The following is a 14152-nucleotide window of genomic DNA, read 5'->3' on the forward strand; positions in this document are numbered from 1 at the left end:
GCCGGCTGGCCCGCCCGAACTCAGCCGTAAAGCTCAAACGCTACGACGCCGCCCGCCGTCACCATCTGCGTTTGCTCCCGGGCCTGCTCCTCCACGGGCGCATCGCTAAGGGCGCGGAGGTATTCACCGTGTTCAGCCAAGGAAGCCACGGCTTTCTCGACACTGGCTTCCGACACTTTTTGAGCGTGGGTAGGCTGCGGGGAACTGATCGCCACCCAACGCACCTTGTGACGCGCTAAGCCTTCCGCCAAGAGTTCGGGAAAGATCCAATCGTTGTCCGCATCGCCCACAGCGTCAAGGACGGCTCGGCCAACAGCCCTGTGATCGGCCGAGTTCCATCGCCCCGGGCCCCACTCATCCCGGTGATTCAAGGTCAGCACCAGATCGGGCCGTGCACGGCGAATCTCCCGCGCGAAGTCTCTACGTAACGCCAACCCTTCCTCAATCCTCCCGTCCGGATGATCGAGAAAGACCAAGTCCGAGACACCCACCCGAGCACACGCATTCTGCTGCTCCATGGACCTCAGCGGACCCGATTCCTCGGCCGCCATGCCAGCAATTCCGGCCTCACCACGGGTGGCCAGCACATAGCTGACCTCTTTACCCTCGGCCGTCCATTGCGCCACGGCCGCACCCATCCCGTACTCGGGGTCATCCGGATGCGCCACGATCACTAGCGCCCGCTGCCAGTCCTGCGGAAATTGCTCAAGGTCAGTCATTGTTTCTCTCCCACCATGAAAATACGTCGGAACGGATAGATCGTGCCATGTGCCCCTGCTGGATAGGCCGCGGCCAGCAGCGCTGTATACCCGCCTTCGAATTCCTCAGCCTCACTGGCCGATAGCGCAGACAAAATGGGTCGCAACGCCGTCCCTCGAACCCACTCCAGAACCGCATTTTCGCCCTGTAACAGTTGGTTATAGGTGGTCTCCCACACGTCCACCCTAGCCCCGCCACTGAGGAACAGTTCCTGATAGACGGCAGGTTCGGCCACCACGTCGTCGTGCTGCAGCACCCGGCCAAGTTGCTTTCGCCACCGGGAACTCTCAGCCAGTTCTCGCATCAAAACGTGCGACGGCCCTCCAAAGTTTCCGGGTACCTGCACTCCCAGCCACGCACCAGGGTGCATGGTCGCCAACCAGCCAGACATCAATTCGCGATGCCCCGGCACCCACTGCAGGGCAGCGTTGGAGACTATGACATCAGGAGGAGCGCCGGGGGCGGAAGCACCGGCCAAGGGTGACCATGCGGCAATATCGCCCTGCACAAATGACAGCCCCGGAACAGTCAAACCCTGCGCCTTCTCCACCATGGCTGCCGAACTATCCAATCCCACCACTGACGCCTGCGGCCAACGCCGCGCCAAGGTAGCCGTCAGATTGCCCGGCCCACAGCCAAGGTCAACTGCACTCGCGGGCGCCACTGCTCCAATGCGGGAGGTGAGATCAAAGAAGGGCCTGTCACGGAAATCGCCGAACTTACGGTACTGAGCTGGTTCCCACACAAATGGTTGATCCGTCATGGCGTTATCCTGCCACATGCCATTCCGCACGGGCAGGGGTTCCGCAGTGGCAGCTGCGACCGCCTAAGCTGGGATGACCATGAATCTTCTTGAACAGCTTGCCACCCTGAATCCGCAGACCTCCACCGACGACGACGTATTGGACGCGTTTTTGGAGTGGACCTTAGACCGGGGGCTGGAGCTGTACCCAGCTCAGGAAGAGGCCGCACTGGAGCTGGTGAGCGGCAACAACGTGATTTTGTCGACCCCCACAGGTTCAGGCAAATCGATGGTGGCCATCGCGGCGCACTTCAACGCCATGGCCCGCGGCGCAGCCAGCTACTACACGGCCCCCATCAAGGCGCTGGTCTCGGAGAAGTTCTTCGCCCTGTGCGAGATTTTCGGTGCCGAGAACGTTGGCATGATCACCGGCGATTCCTCCGTAAACCAGGACGCACCGATCATTTGCTGCACCGCGGAGATTCTGGCAAACATCGCATTGCGCGAGGGCGAAGATGCCGACGTTGGCGTAGTCATCATGGATGAGTTCCACTACTACTCCGATCCGCAGCGTGGCTGGGCGTGGCAGTTGCCCTTGCTGGAACTGCCGCAGTCGCAATTCCTGCTCATGAGCGCCACTCTGGGCGATGTCAGCCGTTTCGAGAAGGAGCTCACCGAGCTGACCAACCGCGAGACCACCACCGTTTCTTCCGGTGAGCGCCCCATCCCGCTGCACTACTACTACGTGCAGACCGGCGTACATGAATCCCTCGAGGAACTGCTCGCCACCAAACAGGTCCCGGTCTATGTGGTGCACTTTAGCCAGGCCGAGGCCATTGACCGCGCCCAGACCCTCATGAGCATTAACGTGTGCACGCGTGAGGAGAAGGACAAGATTGCCGAGCTCATTGCCGGTTTCCGCTTCTCCGCAGGTTTCGGCAAGACTCTGAACCGTTTGGTCCGCCACGGCATTGGCGTCCACCACGCCGGAATGCTGCCCAAGTACCGCCGCCTTGTGGAGCAGCTGGCCCAGGCCGGCCTGATGAAGGTCATCTGCGGCACCGACACCCTCGGCGTGGGCATCAACGTGCCCATCCGCACCGTGTTGCTGACTGCTTTGAGCAAGTATGACGGCGTCCGCACTCGCGTTTTGCAGGTGCGTGAGTTCCAACAAATCGCTGGCCGAGCAGGCCGCGCAGGCTATGACACCGCTGGCACCGTCATTGTGCAGGCACCCGAGCACGTTATTGAGAACACCAAGGCCATGGCGAAGGCCGTGGCCAAGTTTGGCGACGATCAGAAGAAGCTCCGCCAGGTGGTCAAGAAGAAGCCGCAGCAGGGTTTTGTCAGCTGGGGTGAGCCCACATTCACGCGCCTGGCCGAATCCGTGCCGGAACCGCTGACCTCCAGCTTCACCATCACGCACGCCATGCTGCTGAACTTGCTGGAACGCCCCGGCGATCCCTTCCAAGCAGCGAAGGCCTTGCTGACCGAGAACCACGAATCACCGGCCAAGCAGCGCGTGCTGATGCGCAAGGCCATCGGCATGTACCGCGAACTCCTGGGCGCCGGCGTTGTAGAACGCATCCCCGAGGACGAGCTCGAGAATGATGGCCGCACTGTGCGCCTCACCGTGCACCTGCAGATGAACTTCGCGCTGAACCAGCCGCTCTCCCCCTTCGCCCTGGCTGCCCTAGACTTGCTGGATCAGGAATCGCCCAGCTACGCCCTGGATGTCATTTCCGTCATTGAGTCCACGTTGGAAAAGCCACGCCAGATCCTCTCGGCCCAGCTCAAGCGTGAGCGCACCGAAAAGGTTGCGGCCATGAAGAGTGAGGGCATCGAGTACGACGAGCGCATGGCCATCCTCGACGAAGTCACCTACCCTATGCCTCTCTCGGAGCTGCTATTCGAGGCCTTTGAGGTCTACCGCAAGGCCTCCCCGTGGATGGGTGACTTTGAGCTTTCCCCGAAATCGATCATTCGCGATATGTATGAGCGCGCCATGAACTTCGGTGAATACGTCCAGTATTACCAGCTGGCTCGCTCCGAGGGAATCGTGCTGCGGTACCTGACGGACGCCTACAAGGCCCTCCGCCAGACCGTCCCCCAGGATGCACTCCGCGAAGACCTCGAGGACATCATTTCCTGGCTGGGCGAGCTGGTCCGCCAGGTAGACTCCAGCCTGCTCGATGAGTGGGAGAAGATGACCAACGGGGACTCCACCGATGGCGCTGGCCTGCTGGAGGAAACCGCACTGCCGCCTGCCCCGCCTCGTCTGACGGACAACGCCCGAGCCTTTAGGGTCATGGTCCGCAATGAGATGTTCCGCCGCGTGGAGCTCGCTGCCGATGATGACTATGAGGCGCTGGGGAAGCTCGACGGCGAACACGGCTGGGATGCGGACCGCTGGGCCGATGCGCTGGATGAGTACTGGGACGAACACGAATACATTGAGTCCGGCCCGGCCGCCCGTGGCCCCGCGCTGTTGCACATCGCCCCGTCGGATGACAACTGGACCGTGCGCCAAACCATCGTTGACCCGGCAGGCAACCACGATTGGTTTATGCACGCCACAGTGGATCTTGACGCATCGAATGAGGCGGGTGCCGCCGTCGTACTTTTCAAGGAATTCAGCCGAATGTAGAGGTGCGCGATAAGCTCAGTGCATGAATTTGCTTCGCACTGCCGTGCCCGCCGATGTCCCCGCAATCCTTGGCATGATCCACGATCTGGCTATTTATGAAAAAGAGCCGGACGCGGTGAAAAACACGCCTGAGACGCTCCATGCCAGCCTGTTTGGCGAGAATCCGCAGGTGTTCGCGCACGTGGTGGACTCCCCCGCTGCCGGCGAACCCATTGTGGGGTTTGCCCTGTGGTTCCTGAACTACTCGACGTGGGAGGGCACGCACGGGATCCATCTCGAGGACCTGTATGTGCGGCCCGAGGCGCGTGGGGGCGGCTACGGCAAAATGCTGCTCCAGCACCTGGCGCAGATCACGGTGGAGCGCGGCTACGCCCGCATGGAGTGGAGCGTGCTGGACTGGAATGAGCCATCCATCAACTTCTACAAGTCGTTCGGGGCGGCGCCGATGGATGGGTGGTCGGTGTTCCGTTTGGATGGCGAGGCGCTGGCAAAATTCGGCGCTTCGGCTGCCACCGAGACCGCAGGGGCCCAGTCATGAGCGATTCCTACACCGTCCTTTCTGAGATGGCCAGCTCCGAGGCGTACACCGCCCGCGGCGTGCGCATGCGCGATCATTTCTTCACCGTCCCGCTGGATCATGCACATCCAGAGGGTCCCACCATCGAGGTATTTGCGCGCGCGCTGAGCGATGCCCGCGTCGACGCCGATGAGCTGCCCTGGTTGCTGTTCCTGCAGGGCGGCCCGGGCGGACGCGGCAACCGCCCCGCCGGGCTTAGCGGCTGGCTCGCCGAGGCCGCCAAACACTTCCGCGTGCTGATGCTTGATCAGCGCGGCACGGGACTTTCGACGCCGGCCACTCGCCAAACCCTGCCCCTCGCCGGGGACGTGGCTGCTCAGGCGGACTACCTGTCTCATTTCCGGGCTACCGACATTGTGGCCGACGCCGAGCTCATCCGCGCCACGTTGGGCTCTGAGCCGTGGAGCATCTTTGGCCAAAGCTATGGCGGCTTCTGCGCGCTGACGTACCTATCCTTCGCACCGGAGGGTGTCCGCGAGGCACTCATCACGGGCGGCCTGGGCCCGCTGACCGGGCCCGCAGACCAGGTGTATCAGGCTACGTTTGACCGCCTGCGAACCCGCAATGCCGAGTACTTTGCGAAGTACCCTGAGGACCGCGAACTGCTCACGCACATCATGCGGCACACGTCCGAGGTCGAAGAACTGCTGCCTACGGGTGAGCGGCTCACGCCCGAACGCGTGCAGATGTTGGGCAGCTTTTTGGGCGGTAATACCCGTTTCGATGCCTTGCACTTTGTCCTCGAGGATGCGTTCACGCCAACGCTCGACGGCGTCCGCCTGTCCGACACGTTCTTAAGCACCGTTTCGGCCTATGTGAGCCGTGCGGCCAATCCGCTCTACGCGTTGATGCACGAATCCATCTATGTGCAGGACTCCCCGAGCGACTGGGCAGCCGCCCGCGTGCTGGCGCTGAACCCGGATTTCTTGCCGGATGCGCCGGAGCCGCTACTCACCGGTGAAGCCATCTACCCGTGGTACTTCGAACAGGATCCTGCCCTTGTTCCTTTGAAGGGACTGGCTGATGTGCTGGCTGCTCGCACCGAGGGCTGGGGCCCGCTGTATGACGTTGCTCAGTTGGCCAAAAACACCGTGCCCGTGGCCGCCGCCGTCTACAGCGATGACATCTTCGTGGACCGCGAGATCTCCATGGCCACGGCCGCAGCCGTCAAGGGACTCCAAGTATGGGAAACCGCCGACTTCCACCACGACGGCATTGCCGACGACGGTGAAGGTATCTTCGCCCGGCTCCTTGGCATGGTTCGGGCGTAATGTGCGAGGGCTGAGGTCCTCTCGCGGGCAGTAAGATTTCGTCGGTCGCTGAGCGACCTTCAAAATCCATCCCCGCTCCGAGAACCTCGGCCCTCACACTTTGCTCGATTGTTAGTCGTGGCCGGCTTCTCGCATCTGGCGTAGTTCCTTCTTCAGATCGCCCACTTCGTCGCGGAGCCGGGCTGCAAGTTCGAAGTGGAGGTCTGCGGCGGCGCCGTGCATTTGCGCCGTAAGCTCTTCAATGAGTTCCACCAGTTCCTTGGCCGGGCGTGAGGTGGCACCGGCGGCGCCCTTCTTCTTACCTGCCTTGCCAGCAGGTTCACGCTTGAGCCGCGCTTCCTCCAACAGCGCGGCCGTGTCCGCGTCTTCACGAGCCAACTGGTCGGTGATGTCTGCAATCTTCTTGCGAAGCGGCTGGGGGTCAATGCCGTGCTTCTTGTTGTAACTGACCTGGATCTCCCGGCGTCGATTGGTTTCATCAATGGCGAACTGCATGGAGGCCGTGATCCGGTCCGCATACATGTGCACCTCACCCGAAACGTTTCGAGCGGCACGACCAATGGTCTGAATCAATGACGTCGAGGACCGCAGGAACCCTTCTTTGTCGGCGTCGAGAATGCTGACCAAGGAAACTTCGGGGAGGTCGAGTCCTTCACGGAGCAGGTTAATGCCCACCAGCACATCAAAGACGCCCATACGCAGTTCGCGCAACAACTCAACACGTCGCAGGGTGTCCACATCGGAGTGCAGGTACTGGACCTTGATGCCATTTCCCAGCAGATAGTCGGTGAGGTCCTCGGACATGCGCTTGGTTAGCGTCGTGACCAGAACACGCTCATTCTTGGCCGTGCGCTTCCGGATCTCGCCGAGGAGATCGTTGATCTGGTCTTGGGAGGGCTTGACAATAATCTCGGGGTCGATCAAGCCTGTGGGGCGGATGATCTGCTGAACGTAGCCGTCTGACATGCCCAGCTCGTATTTGCCTGGAGTTGCGGAAAGGTACACAGTCTGACCGATGCGTTCCAAGAACTCATCCCATTTAAGAGGACGGTTGTCCATGGCTGAAGGAAGCCGGAAACCGTGGTCCACGAGGGTGCGCTTGCGGGACATATCGCCCTCATACATGGCACCAATCTGTGGAACTGTCACATGGGATTCGTCAATGACCAGCAGGAAATCGTCAGGGAAGTAGTCCAGCAAGCAATGTGGGGCGCTGCCCTTGTCGCGACCATCGATGTGCCTGGAGTAGTTTTCGATGCCGTTGCAAAAGCCCATCTGCTCCATCATCTCTAGGTCATAGGTGGTGCGCATACGCAGTCGCTGAGCCTCGAGGAGCTTGTTCTGGCTTTCAAGTTCCTTGGTTCGGGTGGCAAGTTCGTCTTCAATTTGTTTGACGGCACGGGACATCCGATCTGGGCCGGCAACATAGTGCGATGCCGGGAAGACGTACATCTCATTCTCTTCGCGGATGATCTCCCCCGTTAGTGGGTGGAGCGTGTAGATATTTTCGACCTCATCGCCAAAGAACTCAACCCTGATGGCTTGTTCCTCGTACATGGGGATGATCTCAACGGTGTCACCACGGACGCGGAAGGTACCGCGGTGGAAATCAATATCGTTGCGAGTGTACTGCATACTGACGAACTTGCGCAACAAGTCATCGCGGTTCATCTGCTCCCCGCGCTTCAAGGTCACCATTCCGGCAACATACTCTTCGGGCGTGCCTAAGCCGTAGATGCACGAGACCGTGGCTACCACGATCACGTCGCGCCTGGTCAACAGGGCGTTGGTTGCTGAGTGACGAAGCCGCTCCACTTCCTCATTGACGGAGGAGTCTTTTTCAATGAAGGTGTCCGACTGAGGAACGTAAGCCTCGGGCTGGTAGTAATCGTAGTAGGACACGAAATACTCGACGGCGTTATTGGGCAATAGTTCCCGGAACTCGTTGGCGAGCTGGGCGGCAAGGGTCTTGTTCTGAACCAGCACCAGGGTGGGCCTTTGCACCTGCTCAATCAGCCACGCCGTGGTGGCTGACTTACCCGTTCCCGTTGCGCCAAGAAGCACCACGTCCTTCTCGCCATTATTGATGCGCTCGGTAAGTTCCTTAATAGCTGCCGGCTGATCGCCAGCAGGTTTGAACTCACTGATCACTTCGAAAGGGGCCACAACACGGTTGATCTCTTGGGCAAGACTCATGATGTTAAAACTACCCCTCCTAGGCACCACCGGCACAATAACTAAGTTCCACCATGGGCACAACTCACCACGCAACATTCGGTGGACTAAGGATCATCCATGCAAAAATGAGATGGGAAATCATCACTTTTACGCGCAAATATTCCTTTGAGAGGAAAACAATGTCTTCCAACACACCCGAAAACCCGTACGGCCAGCAGCCGTCCGCACCTTACGCTTCACAGGCGCCGACCGCCTACGGTCAGCAGCCCGGTCAGTACGGCGCCCCGGCTGCCGACCCGGGCAAGACCATGTCGATCATCGCCATCATCCTGCCGTTTGTCGGTTTCAGCTTGGTTGGTTTGATCTTGGGTCTCGTTGCCAAGTCAAAATCCAAGAAGGCCGGTTACAAGAACACTCTGGCCCTCGTGGCCATCATCATCAGCGCCGTGGTCCTTCTCATATCCATCATCGTTGGCATTTGGGCGATTAGCTACTTTGCAGACGTCGCCGCACAGGTTCAGGCTTGCGCTGACGGTGCGGACACCGTAACCATCAGCGGCCAGGTTGTGGACTGCTCCAGCTTCACCACTCCCTAAGACCTCCCGGCGATGGCCCGCACCTTTTGGTGCGGGCCATGTTTTTTCCCACAGCACTCTCTGCATCAGTTACGGTGCTCACCTCAGCTTCGGATGGAGCCTCTGCTCCGGAACCAGCCGATCCCGGCCGTAGCAACAAAGAGGATTATGCCAATGACTGCCAACCAGAATAGGCCCTTGATGGCGAATCCCAGCACCGACAAAATAAGCCAGATGACCAACAAACCAATAATGAGTCCCATAGCGGCACCTTCCTATCGTCCATAGCAAGTCACGCAGCCAACTGCCCAGCCATTTCTCGCAGCTGTGGCTGCCGTATGTTTTCAGGCTAGGCCCGTGCCGTGCCAATAACAAGGGCACCGCATGTCATTGATGGATCCAGCCTCGGCGCCGCTAGGTGACACTCGATTCCACCAACTGGCCCACCTCGTCGGTGACTGAGATGCTCTGACAGATGAGCCGCCTAGGCGCCGTCGACAAGATCCGGTCGCGCCTCGTGATGCTCCAGGCCATGTGTTCTGCGGTCCTCTTTCATCTCCGCCTCATACACGTGCCGTTTGCCACCGTCCAGCTCATCTCTAGCTCGTTTTTCGGCATCCTTGAATGCGGCGTAATACCCGTCGTCGTATTCCTCAACAATCTGGAATGTCCACCGACCGTCGATGACGTTACGCCCCACTATTTGACGCTCAATGTCATCACCAAGTACTCCGTGGCCCGCCGCTCGCAACAATTGCACAGCCTCACCCAGCGCCAGATCGGCCTTTCCTGTAAGCCGGTGAAAACCATAAAGAAGTCCTCTGGCGTGCTCAACTACTTCGAGTGCTTCAGAGAGTTTCCCGAGTGCCTTCACCGTGCCGTCGGATACCCCAGGACCGCGTTGATGGGCGTCGTTGGGCCCATCAGCTGGCGTTGCCGATGATGATGTCATCTGAAACACCCATCATTCTGATTGGGATGATCGTCTACTTTCCATGCCACCGTAGTTGCTCCTTCGCAAGCTGGTTTTCCTTGGTACCTAGGAACCCGCGGCCGGGGGTTCGTCAACGGCTGAGCGTTCGGCATCACCGAATACGGCGCCGAGGCCCTTTGAGTCTTCGGTTGCTTCACCACGGGGAATCGACTCCCCGTGACCTCGTGAAATATTCTCCTCCTCAACTGACGTCTGGCCGAGATCGGGGAACGTCTGCTGCCCCTCATGGCGCCAACTGACGTTTACGTGGGCTGAACCATCCGCAGGGGTCTCCACGGAAGTCTCAATTGCTTCGGGCGGTGCACCCATGTCCCGAATCTTTTGCTGGTAGGAAGCCACCAGCTGGTCCAACGATTCCGGCGTCCATTCCCCAGGGCGCATTCGGGTGGAAATTTCAACAGGTTGGTCGGTGCTTTCAGTCATGTGATTCTCCTAACGGATGAATTAGCTGTCGGCGGCTCGCCGGATTTCAGGGCTGAGCTTTGTTTTCATAAACATCGCATGGACGTATGCAGTTCGTTGGGAACTAAGAATTGCGCAATGCCTCGATAAGTTCCGACTTACGTTTTTTTGAGTAACCGGTCAGTCCGATTTCTTTGGCCTTGCCTCTGAGTTCGGGCACCGTCCAGGCTTCATAATCTTTTGATTTTCCACCCTTCCGTCCCACCGTAGACCGACCGTTCTTGGCCGCAGCATTGGATATTCTGGCTGCCTTCTGGGCAGAGGCTCCGTCATCGCGCAGTGCCTCATACATTTCCGGATCCTTGATGCTGGGATTCTTTTTCTCTGGCATGATTCCTCTCCTTAGTGCGTGGGTTGAGCTACTTTGAGGGCCAAGGCCGTTAGATGCTTCCCGTTGGAAGGAAGGACGGCACCTGGATTACGGGCTCAGGCTCGCGAATAACTTCAGCCTGAATCTGTTCATGCGCCCGCGTGACCAGTTCGGCGGCGCCTTCGTGATGCGCCGCCTCCAAAGCTCCCGCCAAAAGAACAGCGTCCACAAGTGTGCTGTCCGTCTTGGCGATGAGGGCGTTGGTCTCCCTATTCAAACCTTTGGCCGCCGCGCTGGGAGCATCGTTGGTGTTTTGATCCGGCAGGCTAAAACACCCTTGCAGATTTTGAAGATGGTGTCGGGTCGCGTGGGCGGAATCCCGAAAGAGATCCTCGAGATCGCTGCGCATGGCGGTCTCCTCGAGGGTATCCAGCGCGTCGATCGATCCCTGCAACATGGTCAGGGCCAAAGCAAGTTTGTAGCAATAAATTTCTTCGAGAGTTGTGAAGTGTTCAAACATTGTTTTTCCTTCGCGTTGGCGTTGGTAAACGACGTAAATCTTCCTCCGGCGACTTCTGCTGTGGCATAGCCAAGCGCGTTACATGAGTCATTTCTTGGGCCGATGAATGCTCATCCCCCTCTTCGACTCTAACGAGGTCAGCCATAAAAATCCATGCCCCGGTATGAAGATTCAACAGGCGATGACATTGCCCTGAAGTTCAATTCACAATTGATAAGATATCAATCAGTGCAGTCTAGGTTCTGCGGCTAGTGGCAGCAGCCAGGCTTTCGTCAGTACCCAGACAACCCTGACCTTTGAGCAGCCCTAGGATTCATAAGAGATCAGGAGAGGCTGCCCCGGATCGGCCGAGGCCAAGACCTGGTGGCCCTCGATAGCATCAGCCACGGGAAAGAATCCAGCCTTGGCCATGGCATGAAGGAGCGTTTCAGCGGAATTTCCAGCCGTTGGCTCCACGCGAAACGCCGGTCCATAACCCTCCGGATGTAAGGCGAGGACGGCGGCGGACTCCCCCACCGCATGCTGCAATCGAGCCACAAGCCGCGCTTCTCCTGCATCGTCAGAAGCGGGCGCATGCGCGCTTTGATCCACATCTGCATGTTCTGCATGAGCCCGCCCGGCGGCCACATTCGTTGCAAACGGCACTAGCCGTTCATGCCAGAGCACATCCAGGGCGGCAATTGCCTCGTCCCGGGTGCCATCATTGACGATCACCACATCAGCCACGGCTGCCCGCTGTTCGTCGGTAGCTTGAGCGGCAATGCGGGCCAGCGCATCCTCCCTAGACATCCCGCGGTCCCGAATCAGGCGCTCTAGCCGAAGCTCCTGAGGCGCCTGCGCAACGACTACCAGGTGAAAGTTGGGGCCTTGCCCCGACTCCACCAGCAGTGGAATGTCTTGGACTACAATGGCGTCCGGGCTGGCGTCGGCTTTCAACGCAGCAGCCGCCGCACGCACTAACGGGTGGGTGATGGCGTTCAGCGCCGCGAGCTCCGCCTTATCGGCGAAGACCCGGGACCCGAGAGAAGGACGGTTCAACGAACCATCCGGCAGCAGCATCTCAGGACCAAAATGAGCTACGACGGCGGCCAGGCCCTGCGTTCCGGGAGCCACCACCTCGCGGGCCAGCTGGTCGGCGTCAATGACAACGGCTCCCAGCTCGCGGAACCGGGTAGAGAGCAAGGATTTTCCGGCAGCGATGCCGCCGGTGAGACCAAGTGAAAGCATGCACCCATACTATCGAGCGTGCCGCAACGCGGTTGTTCCTGACACAGCACAGCGACCAAGCAATGAGCCGGTACTCCCCCGTTAGATAGGATCAGTGGGTGACACTTCCCCTCGCCTCAGCCGGCCCCAACAGCTACACGACGTTAGCGTCCGGACCCGACTTCCGGCACGAAATTTCCATCAAGCGCTCCCGCTTCATCACCGTGCTGCGGCGAGTGGAACAGGAATCCTCCGCCCGCGAGCTGGTGAGTGAACTGCGCAAAGAATTCTACGACGCCAGGCACCACTGCTCCGCGTTTGTCATCGGCTCCGACCGCAGCATCCAGCGCTCCAATGACGACGGCGAACCCTCCGGCACCGCAGGCATCCCCATGTTAGACGCCCTCATCAGACGGGAGGTTCACGCTCCGTCTAGCAACGGAAGCGACACCTCGGCCGCCGCCGACCTCAGTGACGTGTGCGCCGTCGTCGTCCGCTATTTTGGTGGCATCCTCCTTGGCGCCGGCGGACTGGTGCGCGCCTACTCGGAGTCCGTGAGCACGGCGTTGGAGTTGGTCCCGCTGGTGCGCAGGGAGCGGCTGCAGCTGTTCACGGTCGCGGTGCCGCATGCGCAGGCCGGGCGGTTGGAGAATGATCTGCGCAGCGCCGGCTATGTGATGACCGGGAACACGTACGACGGCGCCGAAACTCAGCTTGGGCTGGCCATGTACGACGACGAGCAGGTCATCACCGCCGCGGTGGAAAGGCTTGCCGCGCTGACGGCTGGACGCTGCGCGTTGACGGCCGCCGGAAACGATTGGGTTGACACGCCGCTGACCTAGTACGCCCTACAAATCCAGGCTGAGCCGACCTTCCAGATCCGGCCATGGAACGTTGACACGTGGACCGGCCACCAGGGCCTTCACCAACTGTGCGTCAGCTACTAATATGCCGTCCGGGGATACCTCAACAATGGCTACACCACCTCGGAGCGCGGGCTCTGCATCTCGCAGCTGCCAGCCCTCGGCGAGTTCACCGATTCCCCGATCCGCAAGACGTTCCTCAGCAGTAAGAAAATCCGTTGCTCGGCCCACTGGGTGTCCCAGCAGGTTCCGGGGTTGGACGTGCGAGTAGTCGGCCGTTAACGGCTCCAGATACCCCACCGTTTCACCATCATCGGGGCGGGTCACTTTCAGCCATGAAGTTGCTGACACAACGGTTCCTTACGGAGGATTTTAAGACAGGGTCTGCTAACGGTCTTGGTACGGGTGGTTGCCCTGCTGGTAGTTGCCTTGCGGCTGGGTGGGTGGCAGCAGATAAGGCATCTTATCGAATCTGGCACCTTGGGGGTTGCTGGGCAGGCAGGCGAGGATCCAGACCACCAATGCTCCCGCATAGGGAATCAGGCCTAGGGCCAGGAATCCACCACTCATGTTGGCGTCGTGCAGCCGCCGAACGAACAAGGCCAGTGACGGCACGATGATGGCCAGCATGTACAGTCCGTAGAGCACGATGATGAGGCCGGCCAAGGCGGAAGCCCCTGAACCGTCAATTGCCCCAAACAGGACGCTAACCACCATCAGCACGACGAAGTGGAACAACTGGACCCACCAAAATTCGCTTCGTGTGGATCGTCCACTGAAGACGGCGTACTGCTTGAAAAAGCTCTTGATGGCTGCAACAGGTCCCGCAATGTTCCCACGCTGAGGCGCCACGAGTCCCTGTGGAAATGATGGCGCGGCAGCTTCCTGTACCGGGACCACGTCAAAGGTGGGTGGCGGGGTGGCCTGACTGAAATAACCAGGGGTGATGTGAGCCGTGGAGGGCGGCGTGTAGGGCACCGGGTTGTCTTGGTGCCCGCCTGGATAATTCGTTGTCATGCGTTGTCTCCCCCATATGTGATCGTGTGTT

The 14152-nt window shown here is 59.7% G+C and carries 16 protein-coding genes; 5 read left to right on the forward strand and 11 right to left on the reverse strand.

Features of this window, described 5'->3' with window-relative positions; all coding sequences use genetic code 11:
* Nucleotides 1–20 precede the first annotated feature (20 nt).
* A complete protein-coding gene (locus AB0P14_RS06895; protein ID WP_363839580.1) occupies nucleotides 21–719 on the reverse strand; it encodes a PIG-L family deacetylase in 699 nt (232 codons plus the stop codon).
* A complete protein-coding gene (locus tag AB0P14_RS06900; protein WP_363839583.1) occupies nucleotides 716–1522 on the reverse strand; it encodes a trans-aconitate 2-methyltransferase in 807 nt (268 codons plus the stop codon). The genes AB0P14_RS06895 and AB0P14_RS06900 overlap by 4 nt, the downstream gene beginning before the upstream one ends.
* Before the next feature lie 79 nt (nucleotides 1523–1601).
* Between AB0P14_RS06900 and AB0P14_RS06905 the strand changes: the two genes are divergently transcribed.
* The 3 genes from AB0P14_RS06905 to AB0P14_RS06915 are packed head-to-tail and all read left to right on the forward strand — an operon-like array spanning nucleotide 1602 to nucleotide 5996.
* A complete protein-coding gene (locus AB0P14_RS06905) occupies nucleotides 1602–4148 on the forward strand; it encodes a DUF3516 domain-containing protein (protein ID WP_363840406.1) in 2547 nt (848 codons plus the stop codon).
* 22 nt (nucleotides 4149–4170) lie between these two features.
* Nucleotides 4171–4686 carry a GNAT family N-acetyltransferase gene (locus AB0P14_RS06910; RefSeq protein ID WP_363839586.1) on the forward strand — a complete coding sequence of 172 codons (516 nt, stop codon included), beginning with the start codon at nucleotides 4171–4173 and terminating at the stop codon, nucleotides 4684–4686.
* Nucleotides 4683–5996 carry an alpha/beta fold hydrolase gene (locus AB0P14_RS06915; RefSeq protein ID WP_363839589.1) on the forward strand — a complete coding sequence of 438 codons (1314 nt, stop codon included), beginning with the start codon at nucleotides 4683–4685 and terminating at the stop codon, nucleotides 5994–5996. The genes AB0P14_RS06910 and AB0P14_RS06915 overlap by 4 nt, the downstream gene beginning before the upstream one ends.
* 111 nt (nucleotides 5997–6107) lie before the next feature.
* Here AB0P14_RS06915 and uvrB read toward each other — a convergent pair whose 3' ends face one another.
* Complete coding sequence (gene uvrB / locus AB0P14_RS06920) at nucleotides 6108–8192, reverse strand: excinuclease ABC subunit UvrB (RefSeq protein WP_363839592.1); 2085 nt, start codon at nucleotides 8190–8192, stop codon at nucleotides 6108–6110.
* Between the two features lie 161 nt (nucleotides 8193–8353).
* Here uvrB and AB0P14_RS06925 point away from each other — a divergent pair, with 161 nt between their 5' ends.
* Nucleotides 8354–8770, forward strand: a complete 417-nt coding sequence (locus AB0P14_RS06925; protein WP_363839595.1) for a DUF4190 domain-containing protein — start codon at nucleotides 8354–8356, stop codon at nucleotides 8768–8770.
* An 83-nt stretch (nucleotides 8771–8853) separates the two neighbouring features.
* Here AB0P14_RS06925 and AB0P14_RS06930 read toward each other — a convergent pair whose 3' ends face one another.
* From AB0P14_RS06930 to coaE, 6 genes are all read right to left on the reverse strand, one after another.
* A complete protein-coding gene (locus tag AB0P14_RS06930) occupies nucleotides 8854–9012 on the reverse strand; it encodes a hypothetical protein (protein ID WP_363839597.1) in 159 nt (52 codons plus the stop codon).
* A 221-nt stretch (nucleotides 9013–9233) separates the two neighbouring features.
* On the reverse strand, nucleotides 9234–9701 hold the full coding sequence (locus tag AB0P14_RS06935; RefSeq protein WP_363839600.1) for a hypothetical protein: 468 nt from the start codon (nucleotides 9699–9701) through the stop codon (nucleotides 9234–9236).
* 87 nt (nucleotides 9702–9788) lie between these two features.
* Nucleotides 9789–10166 (reverse strand): hypothetical protein, encoded by a 378-nt coding sequence (locus tag AB0P14_RS06940; RefSeq protein ID WP_363839603.1) that lies wholly within the window; start codon nucleotides 10164–10166, stop codon nucleotides 9789–9791.
* A gap of 103 nt (nucleotides 10167–10269) precedes the next feature.
* Nucleotides 10270–10536, reverse strand: coding sequence for a Rho termination factor N-terminal domain-containing protein (locus AB0P14_RS06945; RefSeq protein ID WP_363839605.1), 267 nt, complete (start codon nucleotides 10534–10536; stop codon nucleotides 10270–10272).
* Between the two features lie 49 nt (nucleotides 10537–10585).
* The gene (locus AB0P14_RS06950; RefSeq protein WP_363839608.1) at nucleotides 10586–11035 is read right to left on the reverse strand and encodes a DUF892 family protein; all 450 of its coding nucleotides are present in this window, start codon (nucleotides 11033–11035) and stop codon (nucleotides 10586–10588) included.
* A gap of 306 nt (nucleotides 11036–11341) precedes the next feature.
* Nucleotides 11342–12262: a dephospho-CoA kinase gene (gene coaE / locus AB0P14_RS06955; protein WP_363839611.1), complete on the reverse strand. Its 921-nt coding sequence runs from the start codon at nucleotides 12260–12262 to the stop codon at nucleotides 11342–11344.
* Between the two features lie 98 nt (nucleotides 12263–12360).
* On the opposite strand from coaE, the gene AB0P14_RS06960 reads away from it, so the two are divergent.
* Nucleotides 12361–13083 carry a YigZ family protein gene (locus tag AB0P14_RS06960; RefSeq protein ID WP_363839614.1) on the forward strand — a complete coding sequence of 241 codons (723 nt, stop codon included), beginning with the start codon at nucleotides 12361–12363 and terminating at the stop codon, nucleotides 13081–13083.
* Nucleotides 13084–13089: 6 nt separating this feature from the next.
* On the opposite strand, the gene AB0P14_RS06965 is transcribed toward AB0P14_RS06960, so the two are convergent.
* Together AB0P14_RS06965 and AB0P14_RS06970 are read right to left on the reverse strand one after the other, a co-directional pair.
* Nucleotides 13090–13455 (reverse strand): hypothetical protein, encoded by a 366-nt coding sequence (locus AB0P14_RS06965; protein ID WP_363839617.1) that lies wholly within the window; start codon nucleotides 13453–13455, stop codon nucleotides 13090–13092.
* Between the two features lie 36 nt (nucleotides 13456–13491).
* Complete coding sequence (locus AB0P14_RS06970) at nucleotides 13492–14121, reverse strand: DUF805 domain-containing protein (protein WP_363839620.1); 630 nt, start codon at nucleotides 14119–14121, stop codon at nucleotides 13492–13494.
* Nucleotides 14122–14152 lie beyond the last annotated feature (31 nt).

Origin of the sequence: Specibacter sp. NPDC078709, from assembly GCF_040686795.1 — a bacterium.
In the GTDB taxonomy this organism is placed as follows: Bacteria; Actinomycetota; Actinomycetes; order Actinomycetales; family Micrococcaceae; genus Specibacter.